This is a genomic window from Hydrogenovibrio kuenenii DSM 12350, from assembly GCF_000526715.1.
In the GTDB taxonomy this organism is placed as follows: domain Bacteria; phylum Pseudomonadota; class Gammaproteobacteria; order Thiomicrospirales; family Thiomicrospiraceae; genus Hydrogenovibrio; species Hydrogenovibrio kuenenii.
The window spans coordinates 736,046-755,339 of sequence record NZ_JAGP01000001.1 but is presented as its reverse complement, the minus strand read 5'-3'; the positions used below and the strand labels follow the sequence as shown (position 1 = coordinate 755,339).

General features: G+C 40.7%; 20 protein-coding genes. 4 read left to right on the top strand and 16 right to left on the bottom strand.

Annotated features, from left to right (window positions below; all coding sequences use genetic code 11):
- Positions 1–5: 5 nt before the first annotated feature.
- The gene (gene pepP, locus N745_RS0103495) at positions 6–1,385 is read right to left on the bottom strand and encodes a Xaa-Pro aminopeptidase (protein ID WP_024850753.1); all 1,380 of its coding nucleotides are present in this window, start codon (positions 1,383–1,385) and stop codon (positions 6–8) included.
- Positions 1,386–1,406: 21 nt separating this feature from the next.
- On the bottom strand, positions 1,407–1,976 hold the full coding sequence (locus tag N745_RS0103490; RefSeq protein ID WP_024850752.1) for a UPF0149 family protein: 570 nt from the start codon (positions 1,974–1,976) through the stop codon (positions 1,407–1,409).
- A 115-nt stretch (positions 1,977–2,091) separates the two neighbouring features.
- On the opposite strand from N745_RS0103490, the gene N745_RS0103485 reads away from it, so the two are divergent.
- The 3 genes from N745_RS0103485 (at position 2,092) to N745_RS0103475 (ending at position 3,661) form a co-directional block, all read left to right on the top strand.
- Positions 2,092–2,355 carry a cell division protein ZapA gene (locus N745_RS0103485; RefSeq protein WP_024850751.1) on the top strand — a complete coding sequence of 88 codons (264 nt, stop codon included), beginning with the start codon at positions 2,092–2,094 and terminating at the stop codon, positions 2,353–2,355.
- A 295-nt stretch (positions 2,356–2,650) separates the two neighbouring features.
- Positions 2,651–3,241 (top strand): 5-formyltetrahydrofolate cyclo-ligase, encoded by a 591-nt coding sequence (locus N745_RS0103480; RefSeq protein ID WP_024850750.1) that lies wholly within the window; start codon positions 2,651–2,653, stop codon positions 3,239–3,241.
- 117 nt (positions 3,242–3,358) lie between these two features.
- Positions 3,359–3,661 carry a c-type cytochrome gene (locus N745_RS0103475; protein ID WP_024850749.1) on the top strand — a complete coding sequence of 101 codons (303 nt, stop codon included), beginning with the start codon at positions 3,359–3,361 and terminating at the stop codon, positions 3,659–3,661.
- A gap of 70 nt (positions 3,662–3,731) precedes the next feature.
- Here the strand turns inward: N745_RS0103475 and N745_RS0103470 are convergent, their stop codons facing one another.
- The 12 genes from N745_RS0103470 to N745_RS0103415 form a co-directional block, all read right to left on the bottom strand.
- Entirely contained in the window at positions 3,732–7,583 is a 3,852-nt protein-coding gene (locus N745_RS0103470; protein WP_038070594.1) for a DUF3683 domain-containing protein, read from the bottom strand.
- Between the two features lie 308 nt (positions 7,584–7,891).
- Positions 7,892–9,331 (bottom strand): ribosome biogenesis GTPase Der, encoded by a 1,440-nt coding sequence (gene der, locus N745_RS0103465; RefSeq protein ID WP_024850747.1) that lies wholly within the window; start codon positions 9,329–9,331, stop codon positions 7,892–7,894.
- The gene (gene bamB / locus N745_RS0103460) at positions 9,331–10,596 is read right to left on the bottom strand and encodes an outer membrane protein assembly factor BamB (RefSeq protein ID WP_024850746.1); all 1,266 of its coding nucleotides are present in this window, start codon (positions 10,594–10,596) and stop codon (positions 9,331–9,333) included. Before bamB ends, der begins: the two co-directional genes overlap by 1 nt.
- A 28-nt stretch (positions 10,597–10,624) precedes the next feature.
- Complete coding sequence (locus N745_RS0103455; protein WP_024850745.1) at positions 10,625–11,266, bottom strand: YfgM family protein; 642 nt, start codon at positions 11,264–11,266, stop codon at positions 10,625–10,627.
- Positions 11,267–11,292: 26 nt separating this feature from the next.
- Positions 11,293–12,570 carry a histidine--tRNA ligase gene (gene hisS / locus N745_RS0103450; RefSeq protein WP_024850744.1) on the bottom strand — a complete coding sequence of 426 codons (1,278 nt, stop codon included), beginning with the start codon at positions 12,568–12,570 and terminating at the stop codon, positions 11,293–11,295.
- A gap of 31 nt (positions 12,571–12,601) precedes the next feature.
- Positions 12,602–12,982 (bottom strand): helix-turn-helix domain-containing protein, encoded by a 381-nt coding sequence (locus tag N745_RS0103445; RefSeq protein ID WP_024850743.1) that lies wholly within the window; start codon positions 12,980–12,982, stop codon positions 12,602–12,604.
- A 16-nt stretch (positions 12,983–12,998) separates the two neighbouring features.
- Positions 12,999–14,138, bottom strand: a complete 1,140-nt coding sequence (rlmN, locus tag N745_RS0103440) for a 23S rRNA (adenine(2503)-C(2))-methyltransferase RlmN (protein ID WP_024850742.1) — start codon at positions 14,136–14,138, stop codon at positions 12,999–13,001.
- Positions 14,139–14,168: 30 nt separating this feature from the next.
- Positions 14,169–14,591 (bottom strand): nucleoside-diphosphate kinase, encoded by a 423-nt coding sequence (ndk, locus tag N745_RS0103435; protein ID WP_024850741.1) that lies wholly within the window; start codon positions 14,589–14,591, stop codon positions 14,169–14,171.
- A 140-nt stretch (positions 14,592–14,731) separates the two neighbouring features.
- Positions 14,732–15,058: a HesB/IscA family protein gene (locus tag N745_RS0103430; protein ID WP_024850740.1), complete on the bottom strand. Its 327-nt coding sequence runs from the start codon at positions 15,056–15,058 to the stop codon at positions 14,732–14,734.
- 24 nt (positions 15,059–15,082) lie between these two features.
- Positions 15,083–15,511: an Rrf2 family transcriptional regulator gene (locus tag N745_RS0103425; protein WP_024850739.1), complete on the bottom strand. Its 429-nt coding sequence runs from the start codon at positions 15,509–15,511 to the stop codon at positions 15,083–15,085.
- A gap of 138 nt (positions 15,512–15,649) precedes the next feature.
- Positions 15,650–16,447, bottom strand: coding sequence for a serine O-acetyltransferase (gene cysE, locus N745_RS0103420; RefSeq protein WP_024850738.1), 798 nt, complete (start codon positions 16,445–16,447; stop codon positions 15,650–15,652).
- Between the two features lie 12 nt (positions 16,448–16,459).
- Positions 16,460–17,248 (bottom strand): RNA methyltransferase, encoded by a 789-nt coding sequence (locus tag N745_RS0103415; protein ID WP_024850737.1) that lies wholly within the window; start codon positions 17,246–17,248, stop codon positions 16,460–16,462.
- A gap of 61 nt (positions 17,249–17,309) precedes the next feature.
- On the opposite strand from N745_RS0103415, the gene N745_RS0103410 reads away from it, so the two are divergent.
- Entirely contained in the window at positions 17,310–18,110 is an 801-nt protein-coding gene (locus N745_RS0103410) for an inositol monophosphatase family protein (RefSeq protein WP_024850736.1), read from the top strand.
- 62 nt (positions 18,111–18,172) lie between these two features.
- Here N745_RS0103410 and rimI read toward each other — a convergent pair whose 3' ends face one another.
- Entirely contained in the window at positions 18,173–18,631 is a 459-nt protein-coding gene (gene rimI / locus N745_RS0103405) for a ribosomal protein S18-alanine N-acetyltransferase (protein WP_024850735.1), read from the bottom strand.
- Positions 18,621–19,232: a hypothetical protein gene (locus N745_RS0103400; RefSeq protein ID WP_024850734.1), complete on the bottom strand. Its 612-nt coding sequence runs from the start codon at positions 19,230–19,232 to the stop codon at positions 18,621–18,623. The genes rimI and N745_RS0103400 overlap by 11 nt, the downstream gene beginning before the upstream one ends.
- Positions 19,233–19,294: the final 62 nt, after the last annotated feature.

Sequence of the window (19,294 nt, the reverse complement as noted above, 5' to 3'; positions counted from 1 at the left end):
TATGACTAAACCTCATTTTGCATAAAGTTTTCGATTTCTTGCGGCGTTCTCGGCAAGCCTGTGGTCAGTACTTCATGACCTGAACTCGTGACAAGCACGTCATCCTCAATCCGAATACCTATATTCCAAAATTTTTGATCAACTTGGTATTCTTTACCAACATCCGCAGAAATATAAAGACCAGGCTCAACCGTTATCACCATACCAGGTTCTAAAAGTCGCCACTCTCCACCTATCTTATAACGCCCCACATCATGCACATCCATACCCAACCAGTGGCCAGTACCGTGCATAAAGAAAGGTTTATAGGCTTCTTCTTTTAGTAAGCTATCAATATCGTCATTTAAAATACCCAGTGAAACCAGGCCTTCCACTAATACTTGTGACGATGCTTTATGCATCTCATCATAACGAACACCAGGAGCAATAACGGCAATCGCAGCTTGCTGAGCCTGCAAAACGACTTCATACAAAGCTTTTTGCGCTTCTGAAAAACGGCCATTCAATGGAAAAGTGTTGGTAATATCACCCGCATAACCTTGATACTCAGCACCTGCATCGACCAACACCAAATCACCATCTTTTAATGGTGCATTATTTTCTGTGTAATGCAGAATACAGGCATTTTCTCCACCAGCAGCAATAGAGTTAAAAGCCACTCGCATGGAACCTTGTTCTTTGAACTTATGTTCAAGTGCAGCCTGCATCTGATATTCGTAAACAGGTTCTTCCGACCCCAGCCTGGCAGATTTTTGCATAAACTGTTTTGCCGCCCAAGACATCGCTGCCAAATGACCTTGCACTGAAATTTGCGCAGCCTTTCTCATGACGTCGATTTCACTACCGGATTTAATAACGCGCATTTCATGCAGCATCACATCCGCATCTAACAAACTAGAAGGCGCTTCAATTCCTTTTCTCGCTTTCGCTTTTTGTGCCGCTATCCAACCTGTTAACAACTCTGACCAATCAGACAACTGCGTAAAGCTAAAATAAAGCTTTTCTATACCTTCAATCAGATCAGACATTTCATCCGAAAAATCTTCTATGGAAAAAGCATCATCCATCTTAAGGGCTGAAGGTGCATCTATGACACCAAGGCGACGCCCTTGCCAGATTTCTTTTTCAATGTCTTTCGGACGTAAAAACAACACACTTTTTTGCTGTTCGAAATGGTCATTTGAGGAACGTTTTATCAGCACAAGCACAGCATCAGGCTCTTCAAAACCCGTTAGATAGTAAAAATCTGACTGCACACGAAAGGGATATTCAACATCATGATTGCGGATCTGTTCTTCACCAGAAGAGATCATCAACAAAGAATGATCAACCATGGCATCCAGTACTTTCTGTCTTCTCTGCACAAAAGAATTTTGGGGGTTCATGAAAACTATTTCCTAATGATTTTAATGCAAAGAATCCGTCGGTGGTTGTTGCGTCATAACGGGAGAACCTTCAACAGGATTGAGCTCTTCGTTAATCGTCAACACACCGATTCTAACGAACTCCATTAATTGCATAAAGTCAGACTCTTCTTCATCCGTTGGTTCTTCCAAATCCAAAATTTCGATACGGGCAATATCGCCAAAGTCACGGAACAGTTCGCTAACATCTCCTGTTAACTTACCTTCGTCCTGTCCGACCAATCCCATACCGTATAAAAATCCTTCGCACCATTGCCCGAGCATGGCTGCCCGAAACTTCAAAGATTCATTCTCGTCTGGCAAGCATAGTTCCAGCTCAAATCCTGAACCATTCAGCCCTTTTTCGGCTTCTAAATAAAGCTCATGCAACACCAGTAAAAAACTTTCTTTTACAGACTTAATATCTGCTTCTTCTAAAATTCTTTTGACCCAAGCACTTTCTTTTAAATCCGAATCGCCACACATAAGGCCCATCAGCAAACCTTGTAAAAAAGAAGGGGATTCAAGTTCAGGGTAAGCGACCATTGCTTCGCTAATTTGATCAAAATTCATTGTTGACTAACCTAAGTAAAAATTGTGAAACAAGCCAAGTAATTGCCTTGAGTAATTGCCGTAAATAATGAATAATAACATAAATCACTAATTCCAATGACCCCTTGAGAAACCTATGCTGACCCTATCTTTAATGAATCATACCTTCCAAGTTCCTTGCGAACCGGAAGACAAAGAAAAACTGATTGAAGCTGCCACCTTATTGGAAGATAAACTTGATCAGGTGTCGGGACTTAAAGGTGAAAGTAAGGTTCTTATGGTTGCACTGAATATGTGTTATGAGTATTTACAGCTTAAAACGGAAACAACACAATATTGCTTGCAGCTTGAAGATCAACTTGATGAAACCATTGCTCAAGTCGCACAATCTCGAAAATAAAACACCCAAAATTCTCTAGCCATCATTATATTCTCTAATTCGAAATCAGTTTTTCTAATGAATTTACAGCTTGCTCCAGCTGAATTCTTGTTATAATGAACCCACATACGGGCTAGGTTTAACCCCTGCCGATAGCTTTGATCTCGGGCCAGAAACTTAAATGGTGCGCATCTCGCTTATGTCCGAGAAGCCTAAATTTTAGTGGAGGCTGCCACCTGAACTTAACGGTTCAGGGTTCGTACCTAGTCCGTATCCAAAATTTCTCGGTATCCACTTAACAAACCTAATTCTACTCATGACGTCCCAAGCTACTCTTCGCCAACAATGCCGTCAAAGAAGAAGATCATTACCTCCTGAGCTTCAACAACTGCATGCGCAAACGGCTGCTCGTTTCATCTTAAGAAGCAGAACCATTATGCGCGCTCGAAAAGTTGCCGTGTTCCTGTCTGAAGATGGTGAAATGAATACCATGCCATTAATACAAGCATTATGGCAAAGGAAAGTGAATATCTATCTACCCGTCTTAACTCGGTACAATCGCCGTCCAATGATGTTTGCACCTTTCACGACTAAAACCAAACTTGAACCAAAGTACTTTGGTATTCACGAACCTCAAGTAGGTAAACACGAACTTATTGATGGAAAGCATTTAGACTTGGTCATTACACCTTTAGCTTGCTTTGATGCATCAGGAAACCGAATTGGCATGGGCGGTGGCTACTATGACAAAACGTTTCAGTTCAAAAGATACTTTAAAAACGCTTCCCCAAAATTAATTGGCTGGGCGCACCAATGCCAGGAAGTTAAAGAGCTGCAAAGCCAACCTTGGGATGTTAGATTAAATGGCCTCGTTACCGAAATGCAGTTTACTCTTTTTAATAACTGAGTTGCACAGGCCCAACATTCATTCAAGCTTTAGCCATCGTCTTAAGCTTGACCTCCACACACGGATAGTTTCTAATAAGCAAACTATTTGTTTAAATACATGAAATGAGAAAGCAAAATGAAAAAAACGACTTTAGCCCTAGTAACCTCTTTAGCGACTTTGACACTTGCACCTTCCATGGCTAATGCAGCAGATGCGCCTGCCAAAGTTAAAACCTGTGTAGGCTGTCATGGTCAGGGCGGTCATAGTGTGGTTCCAAATTTCCCAGTTCTTGCTGGTCAACATGCTGCGTATATTGAAAAAGCTTTAAAAGACTTTAGAGATGGCTTCCGCAGAAATGCTACTATGCAAATGTTCGCCAAAGGCCTTACTGATGACGAAATTAAGGAATTGGCTGCTTACTATTCATCTCAAAAATAAGAAGAATAGTTCAGACACAAAAAAACCTCCAAATTGGAGGTTTTTTTGTATTTGGCATTTAAAAAAATGCCTACAACAACACTTTCTCAACACCACCGTTTTTCAACTTCTCATAGAACTCTTTATTCCAAGCCTTGCCATAACGGTTCTTCATTAGCTCAACAACAATATAATCCGTATCTAACCCCGTATTATCGTGATAACGGTTTAAGCCTTGCTGACACGCAGGACAAGAGGTCAGAAGCTTCACCTCACCATTTTTCACTTTTGACTCACCAGTCAACTCGACAATACCTTTTGTCAGTTCTTCTTCTTTTCGAAAACGAAGCTGATTTGCAATGTCTGGACGACTGGTTGCCAATGTCCCTGCTTCTGCACAACAACGATCTGAGAAAAGAACCTCAGACTTCAACAAGTCTTTTGCGACTTGTGTTCCATCCATTTTCTTCATTGGGTCATGACATGGTGCATGATACAAATACTGCTTACCTGTCGCATTTTCCAGACCTAAACCTTTTTCAGTTAGATATTCATGAATATCCATTAAACGGCAACCTGGGAAAATACGCTCGAATTCATATTTGGTCAATTGGTCATAACAAGTTCCACAAGAAACGATAACCGTTGTAATATCCATGTAATTCAACGTATTGGCAACACGGTGGAACAGCGCACGATTCTCAGTCGTAATTTGAGAACTTTTTTGTGCCAGACCTGCAGCAGCCTGAGGGTAACCACAACACAAATAACCTGGCGGCAATATCGTTTGCACACCCGCATCGTAAAGTGATGAAATCGTTGCTAACCCTATATCGCTAAACAAACGCTCTGAACCACAGCCTGGGAAATAAAACACCGCTTCAGAATCTTCTGTAGTTTTATTCGGATCTCTAACAATCGGAACTTGCGTTGCATCTTCCAAACCGAGTACAGAACGATAGCTGCTTTGATTCGGCCCAGTATCTAAGGGTTTACGAACAAAGTTAATAACGTGTTGTTGAAGTGGCGCAGGCTCACTCGTACTTGCAGGCAAAGCATTTTTTCTTTCAACCAAGCCAAACAGTTTAGCGAAACGGTGTCCCAACGTCATGGCAATCGCTCCCCAACCAATCATCGTTTTACGCAACAAACCGATGGTAAATGGGCTCTTAGTATTTAAGAAATAAATCGCCAACTTAACCATAATGCTGGTTTTTTTCTGCCCCATATTGGTCAGAATCGTACGCATACGGATGGACACGTCACCAAAGTCAATATCAACAGGACAAGGAGACTCACACTTGTGACAAGTCGTACAATGGTCAGCTACATCATTCATCGCATCAAAGTGATGCAAAGAAATACCACGACGTGTTTGTTCTTCATACAAGAAGGCTTCAATCACCTGCCCTGTCGCTAAAATCTTATTACGGGGCGAGTAAAGTAAATTAGCTCTAGGAATGTGCGTCTGACAAACTGGCTTACACTTACCGCAGCGTAAACAGTCTTTAATGTCTTTATTCAATAAATCCAAATCATTTGCTTCAAGAATCAACGCTTCTTGTTCAACCAAATGTAAGGAAGGTGTATAGGCATTATCCAAACCTGAACCAGGCATTAACTTGCCTTTATTGAATCGTCCATGCGGATCAACTTTGTTTTTATATTCAACAAATGCCTGAACTTTGTCTTCATCCAAATACTGGAATTTGGTCAAACCAATGCCATGCTCTCCAGAAATAACTCCGTTCAATCGTTTGGCAATCTCCATAATACGATCGACAAGGACTTCTGCTTGATGAACCATTTCATAATTATTCGAGTGTACTGGGATATTGGTGTGAATATTTCCATCCCCAGCATGCATGTGTAAAGCAACAAACAAACGTGCATTACGGATATCAAAATGCAATTTCTTCAGACGTATATGCAAGGCTTCAAAATCGTGCCCCATAAAGACTTCTTGCAAGAAGGTGACTATCTCGTCTTTGTAAGAAATCTTAATTTCACGTTTCAACAACAAAGTAGCAAAGGTATCATCTGCACTTAATTTCAGCGCTTCGCCTTCCAGCAATAAATCCGGTTGGGCTGAAACTTGTGTATCTAGGCTTTCTAGAATACCCGCCCATCTAGCTTTGGTTTTATCAATATGCTCAAGCGTAGTAGACACTTTATCTTTGAAGTAGCTAGCAGGCTGACCTTCAGAATTTTCAAAATCATCTTCCAAGGTATATTCAAGAATTTCACCCGCAAAATAAGCATGAAGCTGATCTAATATCTGAAGTTTGTTTTTGATAGACTCTTCGATATTAATACGCTCAATTTCGGTATTGTATTCATTCAGATTTTCAAGCGGGATAACCACGTCTTCATTGATCTTAAAGGCATTGGTGTGCTTGGAAATCGCTGCCGTTCTAGAACGATCTGCCCAGAAACGTTTTCTAGCCTCTTCTGAAACAGCAATAAACCCTTCTGCATCACGCTGCTTTGCTAACTCTACAATCTCTTGTGCGGTATTCGCGACTTCAAAACCATTTTCACCTGCAATATCAGCAAGCAAAATCATTTTAGGCAAACCTTTACGATTGGCTTTGGTGTTATAGTTTACTGCTTTAATGTAACGATCATCTAGGTGCTCAAGACCAGACAATAAAATACCGTGAAGCTTTTTAGACTCAATGTATTCGGTAATCTCAACAATTGCAGGAACCGCTTTACTTAGGTCAGTACCAAAAAATTCTAAACAAACGGTACGAGTATGGCTCGGCATGCGATGAACAACAAAGCGCGCTGAAGTAATCAACCCATCACACCCTTCTTTCTGCACGCCCGGCAAACCACTTAGGAATTTATCGGTAACGTCTTTACCCAGCCCTGCTTTTCGGAATGCCGAACCTGGCATTTCGAGCATTTCAGGCTCTCCAACAGGGGTTTTACCATCCTTTTCAAAACGATTAATTCGGAAAGAAACCGTCTGCTGATCTTGCAACTTACCTAAGTTGTGATTAATTCTTTCAACTTCTAACCACTCTGCATCAGGCGTCACCATTTTCCATGACGCCAAATTATCGAGCGTGGTTCCCCAAAGAACGGCTTTTTTACCACCGGCATTCATGGCGATATTACCACCAATACAAGAAGCATCTTGTGAGGTCGGGTCTACAGCAAAAGCATAACCAAAACGCTCAGCTTGCTCTGAAACTCGTCGAGTAACAACACCTGCTCCAGTTTGGATAGTTGGCACTTTACCAATACCTGACAACTCAACCTGCTCAACCAGACTCATGTATTCCAATTTTTCAGTGTTGATAACAACAGAATCTTGGTACAGCGGAATAGCGCCACCGGTATAACCTGTACCGCCACCACGAGGAATAATGGTTAAGCCAAGTTGAATACAATCATCAACCAGATAGGCGACTTCTTCTTCGGTATCCGGGGAAACAACGACCAGAGGCAGCTCAACACGCCAGTCAGTGGCATCAGTTGCATGAGATACACGCGCCAAACCACCAAAGTCTATATTGTCTAAACGCGTATGTTTGGCAAGTTTTTTACGGACTTTGCTGCGCAATTGAATTTGATGCGGAAACCACTCTGTAAACTTGTCTACCGCATTGCGAATGGTACGCAATAATTCTTCGGCTTTTTTATTACCATTCAGCCTTGCTTCAACTTGCTTAAGTCTATGTTCAAGTGCTCCAATCAAAGCATCTCGACGCTTCGGACTTTCAATCAAATCATCTTGAATATAAGGGTTACGCGACACCACCCACATATCACCCAGCACTTCAAATAGCATGCGCGCTGAACGACCCGTGTTACGGGAATCTCGTAAAGATTCAATACATTTCCAACCGTCCATTCCTACGAAACGTAAAGCAATTTCTTTATCTGAAAAGGAGGTGTAGTTGTAAGGAATCTCTCTAATTCTATGACCCATGAAAATATCCCAAGCTACGACGTCTAGCGTCGATAACAAAAACTGCACTCAAACATTGAGTACCACATAAATCTTCTTTGAATAGCTGGCAAAAATCTGCCAGGCAGGGCGGATATGGTTGTTTTTTTTCAACTTGAAGATTAAGTTAACAACCCGCTTTTTTTGAGACAACTTAATGTCATATCAAAAAAAGTCTATTCTAACAATTTGAATAACCCCATAAAATAAACTTCATACTAAACTAGTAGGTTTTTATTATTTTACTCAACTCAGCTAACCCAATAGATTCGTACTTTAAGCAACAACGATTAATTTGTTCGTCGTTTTTGCTGTGAATTTTTCTTTTTACGTCGTTTTAAAGCAAGGTTTTCTGCTTGTGTTTCAGATTTACCTCGACGAGCTTTAAACTCACTTTTTCTATTCTCATAAGGGTTTGCCGTTACCTTGTATTCAATAAATACAGGTGTTCCTTCCCATTTAAAGGCTTTACGGAAAACATTCATCAAATATTTGGTATAAGCCTGAGGCAGCTTATCAACCTGAGTACCATGAATAATCACTCTCGGCGGGTTGGAACCACCTAAATGTGCATAACGAAGTTTTATACGTCGCCCGCCAATCAATGGTGGTTGATGGTCCAGAATTGCTTGTTCCAAAACACGATTCAAATCAGCCGTCGAAACTTTCTTCATTACAGCTTGATACACACCACGAATCGTTTTAAACAAATCCCCTACGCCTGAGCCGTGCAATGCCGAAATCAAATGTTTCTTGGCATAGTCAACAAAAGGCATCTTAAACTCTAACTCATGTTTAATCTTGTTACGCTGATCTTCCGATAAGTTATCCCATTTGTTAATCGTAATCACCAAACCACGACCTGACTCAAGTGCTAAACCAAGTAACGTCAAATCTTGATCGGTTATGCCTTCTGAACCATCGATAACCAATACAACAATGTTGCATGATTCCATAGCTTCAATCGCTTTCACGATACTAAATTTTTCTATTTTTTCTTTGATGTTTTTACGACGCCTAACACCTGCCGTATCAATCAAAGTATAGGCTTGACCATCTCGCTCAAAGGGTACAAAAATACTGTCGCGTGTCGTTCCTGGCATATCAAAAGCAACAACACGCTCTTCACCAATCATACGGTTAATTAGTGTGGACTTTCCAACATTAGGGCGACCAACAACTGCAACACGAATCCCAGGGTGTTCATCAAGGTCAAAAGGCTTTTCTTCCTCTTCATGCCCCACCTCTTCCAATACGTGCTCAATGGTTTCTGTAACGTTATCGCCATGAGCAGAAGAAATGACATAAGGCTGGCCTAGACCCATTTGGAAAAAGTCGGCCGAAATTAGCTGTTGATTGTGGCCTTCTGCCTTATTCACGACTAAATAAATTGGCTTGTTAAATTGACGGATATAGTTAGCAATAGCCTCATCTGCTGGAATCAATCCTGCTCGCCCATCAACTAAAAACAAAATAGCATCAGCTTCTTCAATTGCAGAGCGAACTTGACCAGCCATTAAAGGGTCAACTCCTTCCTGCTCACCACTCAAACCACCTGTATCAACCACAATATAAGGTGAACTACCTGTACGCCCTGTTCCATACTGACGATCACGCGTCAAACCTGGATAGTCGGCAACGATAGCATCTCTCGTACGAGTCAAACGATTAAATAAAGTCGATTTACCGACATTAGGACGACCGACAAGTGCAATAACCGGTTTACTCACTAGTGACTCTCTTTGTGTGAAGTTTTCATAATACCCATAGGGTCATTTGGACGATTAAATTCATACCAATCAGAAGGGACAACATTGTAAGCAGTGATATAGCCACCAGTATCTTGTAAATAGAGTCGTTTATGATCAAACCAAACGCGTACAAGTTTTGATCTAACTGAATCTGCCGCACTATGACGTGCACGTGCAACAATAGTCCCATCAAGCTTATCTATCCAGTGGACCACGCCATAGCCATCTGCAACTAAAATCTGATTATTGTTATAAAAAGATAAATCGGTTAAGCGACGATATTTTAGGTGCTCTTGCTTCCAAATTTCTGTACCTGTATAAAGGTCATAAGCATGCAAAATATCATTTTCATCAGACAAATAAACTGCTTTGCCATCTACTAAAAAATCTCTAAATCCAGAAACGTCTTTAGCCCAGTAAAGGTTGCCATTTTCTGGATTCAAAGCAGCAAGCTTGCCGTGATAGCCCAGTACATACAAACGCCCTGCTTTTAATACCAGCTCAGATTGAATATCAACCATTCTCTCTAAGTCTGTTCTACCTTTTGGCACCAACAGCTGAGTTTGCCATTTCGTTTGCCCAGTTTTAGCATCTAGGGCTTGTACCGATCCTGACTCCCAACCAACATAAAGCGTACCGTCAGAATAGGTAACTGGCGCAATCCCTCTCAAAGAAAGGTTTGGGAGCTGGTGATCGACAGTCCAATTAATTTTACCCGTTCCTGCATTCACAGAATAAAGCTTACCATCTACTGTACGTACAAAAATCTGTCCATTTTCGATTACAGGTAAACTCAGAACTTCACTGGATAATTCTGCACGCCATTGAATGGCACCAGACGCCTGAGAAACACTCAACAGACTGCCTTTTGCGGTACCAATAATTAAGTTTGATTGATAAATAGTTGGCCCTGACAAAATCGGCTCATTGAACTTTCTTTGCCAATTCACCTGATCCGTCCAACGGCTTTGATTCGCTTTTAGAGCTGATGTCAAAACACCATCTGGGTTTGCAAAAAAGATTGCCTTGTCATTCTCTGCAAAATACAGGCCTTCACTGTCTGAATACTTAAATTTATCCAGCTGAATTTGCCAATCCTTATGCAAGGCATAAGGCGATGACATTTTCACCAACGGAGTAGGATCTCGAACAATACCTGGTTGAGAACACGATTGTAAAACCCCTGCCAAAAATAGTAGCAGCAGAGCTGAAAAAGAGTGACGGTTAAACGAAAGACGCTTCAAAAGAAAACCTTATCTATTTAATAATTAACTAAGGCGTCAAATCGCCTAATTGCAAACGCGCAACATTTTGCAAGTTTGCTGCTGCAGCTTTGTTATCCACAACTTGTTGTAAAAGTTTGCGAGCTGTGTCCAATTGGTTTTGCTGTAATGCAAGAAACCCGGATGTGAAATCAAAATTGGCTTTTTCAGCTGCCGCTAACTTCGTAACATCGATGGTTTTAAGCGTTGAATTAGCTTTAGCATAATTTTTTTGATCAATATAGATGCCAACCATTCTTAGCTTTGCAATAAACACCAGTGCAGAATCCAGATTTTGTTTAACAACCCACTGCAAATTTTCCAATGCTTTATCTGTATGACCTTTTTCAAGCTCAAACTTAGCTTCCATTAAAGCTGTTGCAGTTGCATAAGGACTTTTAGGCTGATTTTCCATCAGTTTCAAACCTTCACGCGCAACATCCCCAAAAGCGTTTTGCTGTACTTTGGATTGCAATACTTCAAACGTTGTTGAAGCGTTTGATGCTTTAGCAAATTGTGTTTTTTGATAATAGTTCCAACCAGCCCAACCTAGTGCAACTACCAATATAGCTGAAAGAAGCATGGTGCCATTCTTATCCCACCAATTTTTCAGCGCAGCAACTTGTTCATCATCTGTTTCGTAACGATTCATTGGACATTTCCTATGATTTATAAACTTTACAATTCATTAAAATAATTTGTTATTTCAGCTTCTAGAGATTGCCAACCTAGTGTCACTTGGTCTCTTTCTTCGCGAAGAAACTTCACACCGACTTGTTGGTTATTAACTTCGTCTTCAGCCATAATTAATGCAATCCTTGCGCCGGACTTATCTGCCTTTTTAAATTGGCTTTTAAAGCTACCACCGCCACAGTTCATCACCACCTTAACATCAGGTAAGGATTCTCTGAGTTGCTCGGCAATGACCATGCCTGGACGTGAAGCTGCATCCCCCACCAAAACCATAAAAATATCGGCTTCGGCAACATCAGCAACTAGATTCTTATCCATCAAAAGTGACATTAAACGTTCAAGCCCCATCGCAAAACCACTTGCTGGCGTTGCTTTACCACCTATTTGTTCAACCAGACCGTCATAACGTCCACCTGCACAAACCGTACCCTGAGCACCTAATTCGGTTGTTACCCATTCAAATACGGTTTTATTGTAGTAATCTAAGCCACGAACTAAATTAGGGTTAACGACATACTCAATACCCAAGTCATCAAGATAGGTTTTTAACAATTCAAAATGCGCTTTGGATTCTTCATCAAGATGATCCATCAATTTTGGTGCAGCTTCGATTAATGATTTCATATCCGGATTTTTGCTATCCAAAATTCTCAACGGATTCGTTTCAAGACGTCTTAAACTGTCTTCATCCAACTGGTCTTTATGCTGAGAAAGGTAGTTCACCAAAATATCTTTATACGCTTGTCTTGCCTCTAAACTGCCTAGTGAATTAATTTGCAATTCCAAGTTATCTAGGCCGAGTTTATCCCAGAGTCTTGCTGTCAGAGCAATCAATTCGGCATCAACATCCGCATTAGACAAGCCGAAAACTTCAACACCAAACTGGTGAAATTGACGATAACGCCCCTTTTGCGGACGCTCATACCTGAACATAGGGCCCATATAATAAAGCTTTTGAATTTGATTATGGGTCAGACCATTTTCAATCACTGCCCTAACACAACCAGCAGTCCCTTCTGGGCGTAAGGTCAAGCTATCACCATTACGATCTTCAAAGGTATACATTTCTTTCTCAACGATATCGGTTACTTCACCGATAGAGCGCGCAAAAAGCTCCGTCTTTTCTACGATCGGCAAACGGATAGATTGATAGCCATATTGATGCAATACAGTTTCTGCCGTCTCGACAATAAAATCTAATGCTTGAGCAGAGCTTCCATAATAATCATTCATGCCACGAATGGCAGAAATTTGTTTCGACATACTTTTCTCTTAAATTTGTTCTTATTATTCTTTATTGGTTAATCACAATTAAAACTACCACGATCAAAACGATAACGCCCCACATTATCCAACGCATAAGACGATTAGATATAACTGGCTTATGATGCGCTTCATCTTGCTCAACTCGAGACAAATCTGAACTCACAGAAACACCCTCTGGAAAGTGGCCTTCAAACTCGCCAATATCAATCGATAGCATATTGGCATAGTTCCGTAAATACCCTCTCTGAAAAGTGTTTAAGGCATCTAAATCTAACTCAGGACTCTCAAAGTACTCTATCTGGGCCTTAGTCAACTTCAATCTTTCACTTACCATTTCAAGCGTCAGCGTTTGCGCTTTCCTGGCTGTTTTTAGTGTTTCATGCAGTTCTAGTTTCACGGTATTTGTCATGATTACTTCCTGTGATTCAGACGGACTTTACTTCCACCTTGTTCAAAGTTCTTTTCGTTCTATCCGTAATTTTTCCTGCCAATTGCCCACATGCAGCATCTATGTCATCACCGCGTGTTCTGCGTACGGTACATTTAAGACCCGCATTAACCAATTTATCTTGAAAGCGTCTTACCGCGTTATTTGATGATCTAAGATAAGGCGTGCCTTTAAAAGGGTTAAATGGGATTAAATTAACTTTACATGGCAAATCCCCCAACAACTCAATAAGTTGCTGAGCATGCTCTAAAGAATCATTAATGCCATCTAACATCACATACTCAACCGTAACGTGTTTTTTACTATGGCCACCTTCAACGTAACGATGTAAAGCAGGCATAAGCACTTCCAACGGATATCTCTGGTTGATTGGCACCAACTCATCTCTTAATGCGTTATTAGGAGCGTGCAATGAAATAGCAAGACTGACATCAAGGCTTTCTTTAATTCTATCAATTGCAGGTACAACACCCGCAGTACTAATGGTGACACGGCGTTTAGACAAGCCATAAGCATTGTCATCCATCAAAATTCTTGCTGCTGGAAAAGTATGCGTCACATTTAAGAGAGGCTCGCCCATTCCCATAAAAACAACGTTTGAAATCACACGCTCTTCTTTAGGTTTACAGCCTAAGGCCTTATTCGCCACCCACATCTGAGCAACAATTTCCCAGTTTTCCAAGTTACGGTTAAAGCCCTGCTTACCGGTCGCACAAAAACTGCAATCTAAAGCACAGCCAACTTGTGAAGAAATACAAAGTGTCCCTCTGGATTTTTCAGGAATAAAAACAGCTTCAACACTATTATTGTTATCCACTTCCACCAGCCACTTAATCGTGCCATCTTCCGACTTCTGTTCAGCAATAATTTTTGGTGTACGAATAATGGCCGTCTGCTTAAGCTTTTCACGCAATGCCTTGCTTAGGTTAGTCATTTCGTCAAAGTCGCTCACACCAAATTGGTGAATCCATTTCATCACCTGCGTAGAGCGAAAGGCTTTCTCACCAATAGACGTAAAAAAGTCTGCCAACCCTTTAGCATCAAGACCCAGCAAATCAACCTTGCCATCATAAATAACCGGCTGACTTTCTTCGATTTTTTCTTCAACGAACTGCAAGCGTTTCTTCCTTAAACTTTTAAGTCTTACTTAACGAGGACAAATATCTTCTTCATTAAAAAAGAATGCAATCTCTCTTGCCGCACTTTCGGGAGAATCAGAACCATGCACGGAGTTTTGCTGCATGGAAACAGCAAAGTCTTTACGAATTGTACCTTCCTCAGCTTTTTCAGGGTCAGTTGCCCCCATCACTTCACGATTCTTTGCAATGGCACCTTCCCCTTGCAACACTTGCACAACAATTGGCCCAGCCGTCATGTTGGTCATCAGTGTCTCATAAAAAGGCTTGCCTTCGTGTTCTGCATAAAAACCCGCAGCCTGTTCACGTGTCAAGTGAATCATTTTGGAAGCGATTACAGATAGACCACTTTTTTCTAATCTTGCTGTAATTTCACCAATTAAATTTCTATTAACCGCATCCGGTTTGATAATAGAAAACGTGCGCTGAATCATATCGTAATTATCCTGTAGTGTCTTGAATGACAAAATATGAGGTATTTTAACAATCTAGCATTGGGATTGTTGAAAAAAGTCTGAAAATAAAAGACCCCAGTTAAAACTGGGGTCCTTTGTTTTTAACGCCTGCTTAGAAATTACACGCTAAATGATTCACCACAACCACAAGAATCTTTTACTCTAGGATTGTGAAACTCAAACCCTTCATTCAGCAAACTTTCTTTCACATAGTCTAATTCAGTACCATCGACCAACTCTAAACTCTTCTGAGGGACGACTACTTTTTGACCATGACTTTCGAATACAGCGTCCGAATCCGTAATCTCATCTGCATAATCAACTACATAAGCAAAGCCTGCACAACCACTTACTTTTGTTGCTAATTTAATACCAAGACCATGACCTCTTTTAGCCAACATAGTTCTGACTCTTTCAGCCGCAGCTTCTGTTAAAGTGACAGACATTAATTCTCTCCTTTGAAAAAACGACTAAGCAAATACGATTTCTTTTACGCTTGAACGTTTTTCAATAATTTTTTCTAGTGTAATGTTTTCTAAAAATTGCTCGATCATTTCACTTAGATCTGACCATAGTTCATGCGACAAACACTCTTCGCCGCCCTTACAATTTTCTTTCCCTTTACATTTTCTGGCTTCGAGATCTTCATTAACTGCCGCAATAACTTCGCTAACAGAAATTTCTCCCGGATTACGACTGAGTCGATAACCACCACCTGGACCTCTTGCACTCAACACTAAATCGGATTTTTTTAATTTAGCAAAGATCTGCTCTAAATAAGAGAGTGAGATATCTTGTCTTTCAGAAATCATCGCCAAAGTAATCGGTCCTTTAGACTGATTAATAGCAATATCAAGCATCGCTGTAACAGCGTAGCGGCCTTTCGAAGTCAGCTTCATTTAGTTTCCCCTTTAAAGTTTTCATGTACTTTAAAGCTTGATTAACATGTAAAAATTAAGGTTATTTTATAATAACCTAGTCAACAACTCAAGAATTAACGAAATCAAATGAAGAGTTTATGAAAAACCTTTACCGAATCAGTCTTTAGCATCAACGGCTTTTTTAATATGCGCCTGATTCTCTGGGTTATCAGGCTCCAATACCGCACCTTGCAAGCTTGGCAAATCAACATGCGAATCCGTACCGCCTAGTTGCTTGACAGCTTGATTAAGCTTTTCTAGTTGCTCATCTTGGCTTTGAACATGATCCAATAAACTAAAAATTGCCTTTTCAATCGGATCTTGTACGTCTTGGCTTACACCGTAAGCATCAAAGCCAATTTTCTCTGCCATTTTTTCCCTACGTGACTTTTTAACATCCCTATCAGGGTCAACAATACGCCCAGGAATCCCAACAACCGTACGATCAGCTGGCACAGACTTCAAAACCACAGCATTAGAACCTATTCGAACATCATCATTAATAAGAATAGGACCAAGAACTTTGGCACCAGCACCTACAACGACTCTGTTACCCAGTGTTGGGTGACGCTTTCCTTCGGAACTACTAATCCCACCAAGCGTCACGCCATGATACAAAGTACAATCATCGCCAATCTCGGCTGTTTCACCGATAACAATACCCATACCATGATCGATAAAAAAACGATCACCAATTTTTGCCGCGGGATGAATCTCGATCCCCGTAAACCATCTTGCGAAACCTGAAATAAATCTCGCGAGCCATTTCAATCCCTTGCCCCACAGCCAATGAGTCAAACGATAAAATAAAATCGCATGGACGCCAGGATAAGTTGTTAAAACTTCAAACGTACTTCTCGCAGCAGGATCACGATCAAAAACGGATTTAACATCTGATTTAATTCTTTTAAACATTCTATGCCTACGTTATTTTTGTTCTTTTTCTAATTCAAGCGCTTGTAAGTTTATCGCCTGACGCTGTGTAGCTGTCAGAATACCTCTTAAAATATCAATTTCCTTAACATCTAATTGCGTACGGTTGAACATTCGTCGCATTCGTCGCATAAAACGCGCGTTTTTGGCAGGGTCAAGAAACCCAATATCCTGCAAACTTTGATATAGATGATCATAAAAACCTTCCAATTGTTCAGAAGATGCTAATCTATGATTGTACTGTCCTGATGAAAAGCTGTGCTTCAGATCTGTTGCCATCAAACACTCATATACAAACACTTGCACAGCTGCTGCAATATTTAGTGAACTATAGGTTGGGTTTGTTGGTATATGAGCTAAATAATGACATTTATCTAACTCTGCATTACTTAAACCAGAGTCTTCACGGCCAAATAACAAAGCCACTTGATCACTCTCATTTTCAGTAACTTCCATAATCATATTGGCTGTTTCACGTACATCCATTTGAGGCCATGAAACCTTGCGCAGACGAGCACTTGCTCCAACTACCAATTTACAATCCGCAATAGCCTCATCCAAAGACTCTTTAACCACAGCTTGACTCAATATATCCGCTGCACCAGAAGCTCTAGCTGAAGCAACTTGGCTTGGAAACTCTTTAGGGTTTACCAATACTAACTGGCTTAAACCCATGTTTTTCATAGCTCTTGCAACAGCCCCAATATTGCCCGGATGAGATGTCTCAATCAAAACAATTTTAATTTTTGACAGTTTCGGGTGGCTTCTGTAATCTTCTATCATCTATTTTCCGCTATAATCTCTTGAAAATTAACTTGATATTCTAACAATTGGAAAACCACTTATGCATCCTATTTTGAATGTTGCCAGCATTGCTGCCAAAGAAGCTGGAAACTTTATTGTCAGCCAGATACGAAACGTTGAACAACTCACTATCGAAGAAAAGGGTCGTAATGACTATGTCAGCGAGATTGACAAGCGTGCTGAACAAATCATTATTGATACCATTCACAAATACTACCCACAACATAGCATTCTGGCTGAAGAAAGTGGTGCGCATAAAAAAGACTCTGATTTCGAATGGATTATCGACCCACTTGACGGCACCACCAACTTTTTACATGGCTTCCCGCAATTTTCTGTTTCAATTGCTGTGACTGAAAAAGGCCGCTTAATGCATGGTGTTGTGTTTGACCCAACAAGAGATGAACTTTTTTCAGCTTCACGAGGCAGCGGCGCACGTTTAAACAACTATCGCATTCGTGTCAGTGAGCAAAAAACACTGCAAAATGCCCTTTTGGCAACGGGGATTCCTTATTACGACTTTGATCATATTGACGATTACCTAGCATGCTTTAAAGAATTCATGCTACAAACCGCAGGTATTCGCAGACCTGGCTCTGCAGCTCTAGACTTGGCTTATGTTGCTTGTGGTCGTGTTGACGGTTATTGGGAATTAAACCTTAAGCCTTGGGATATCGCCGCAGGCGCGTTAATCGTGGCCGAAGCTGGTGGATTGGTTTCCGATATGGTTGGCGGTGGAAAATTCCTCGAATCCGGCAATATTATTGCCGCCAACCCAAAAATGATGAAAGCGATGGCGCAAGTAATCAGCAACACTTTATCTAAAGAATACCGTTCATAACAAAATCTACCAGGCTGGGTTATCTACTTAGACCCAGCCTGGCAGATTTTGACACATCACAGTTACAGCAAAGCCCAAGACATTAAAACTGCATCTTCTTTTTGAGGCGAATTTTTCACAGGGTAATAACCTTTGCGAATACCATCCTCAACAAACCCTAACTTTTGATACATCGTTTTAGCGGGATTAGACTGCCTAACTTCCAACAACATCTTTTCATAATCCGAATCGACAAAATAGTCTTTAAACTTATCTAGTGCTTGTAGCGCAATACCTTGTCGACGAAAATTCGGTGATATGCATAAATTTAAGAGATGAATCTCATCCAAAACAGCAAGAAAACAGGCGTAACCCAAGGCTTGGTCATCCATATCACATAAAATATATGCCAATCCATCATCCATAACTTTGGTAAAACCTTGTTGAGACCAAGGAAAATCATAAGATGCCTTTTCCGTACTCAACACCCACTTAAGATCATACTCATCCATAGGACGAAAATAACTCAATTCAGTGACCATAATTCGCTAACCGATAATAAACTTGTTTCTTTGCAAAACCTTGCGCCAACATTTCGTCTAAGCTTGGTAAAACTTCAACATGAAGCCCTTCAGCAAGCGCTTCATTTAGCATACTCTCTTCATCGAAGCTAAACACCTGCTCAACCCCAGTCTCAATAATTTCTTCAATAGTCATCATAATCGCATCTTCGGTATGCAACAATGCTGTATCAAAGTAAACCACCTCTTCTTGATGAATATTCAATGCATCCAAAATATTCAACATCAAACCCCAAGTAGGCGTTTCATCATTCTGCCAAACCTGCTCCAACCCCTCACCAACGAACACCAAAGCCACTTTTTCAGTCGCTAAAGATGTTAACAGGTCATCAGATACTCCTACCTGACTTTCTTCAACTTGTGACTTATCAGCATGATAATCCGCGGCTTCAGAAGCAACATGCAATACAGAATCCGAATCCACTACTTCTGTTTCACTATCATTTTGAACGGTATCTGAAGTATTTTCAGCTAAATTGGAATGGTTGAATTGCGTGTGCATGCGCCAATCTTTAACACCTAATTCTTCAAGTAAAGATGAGTCAATTGCTACTTTAGACATAACTTACTCGATACACTATGTGTCCGACTTTAAGGTCATTTATCAGCTTAAGTCGGATCAGT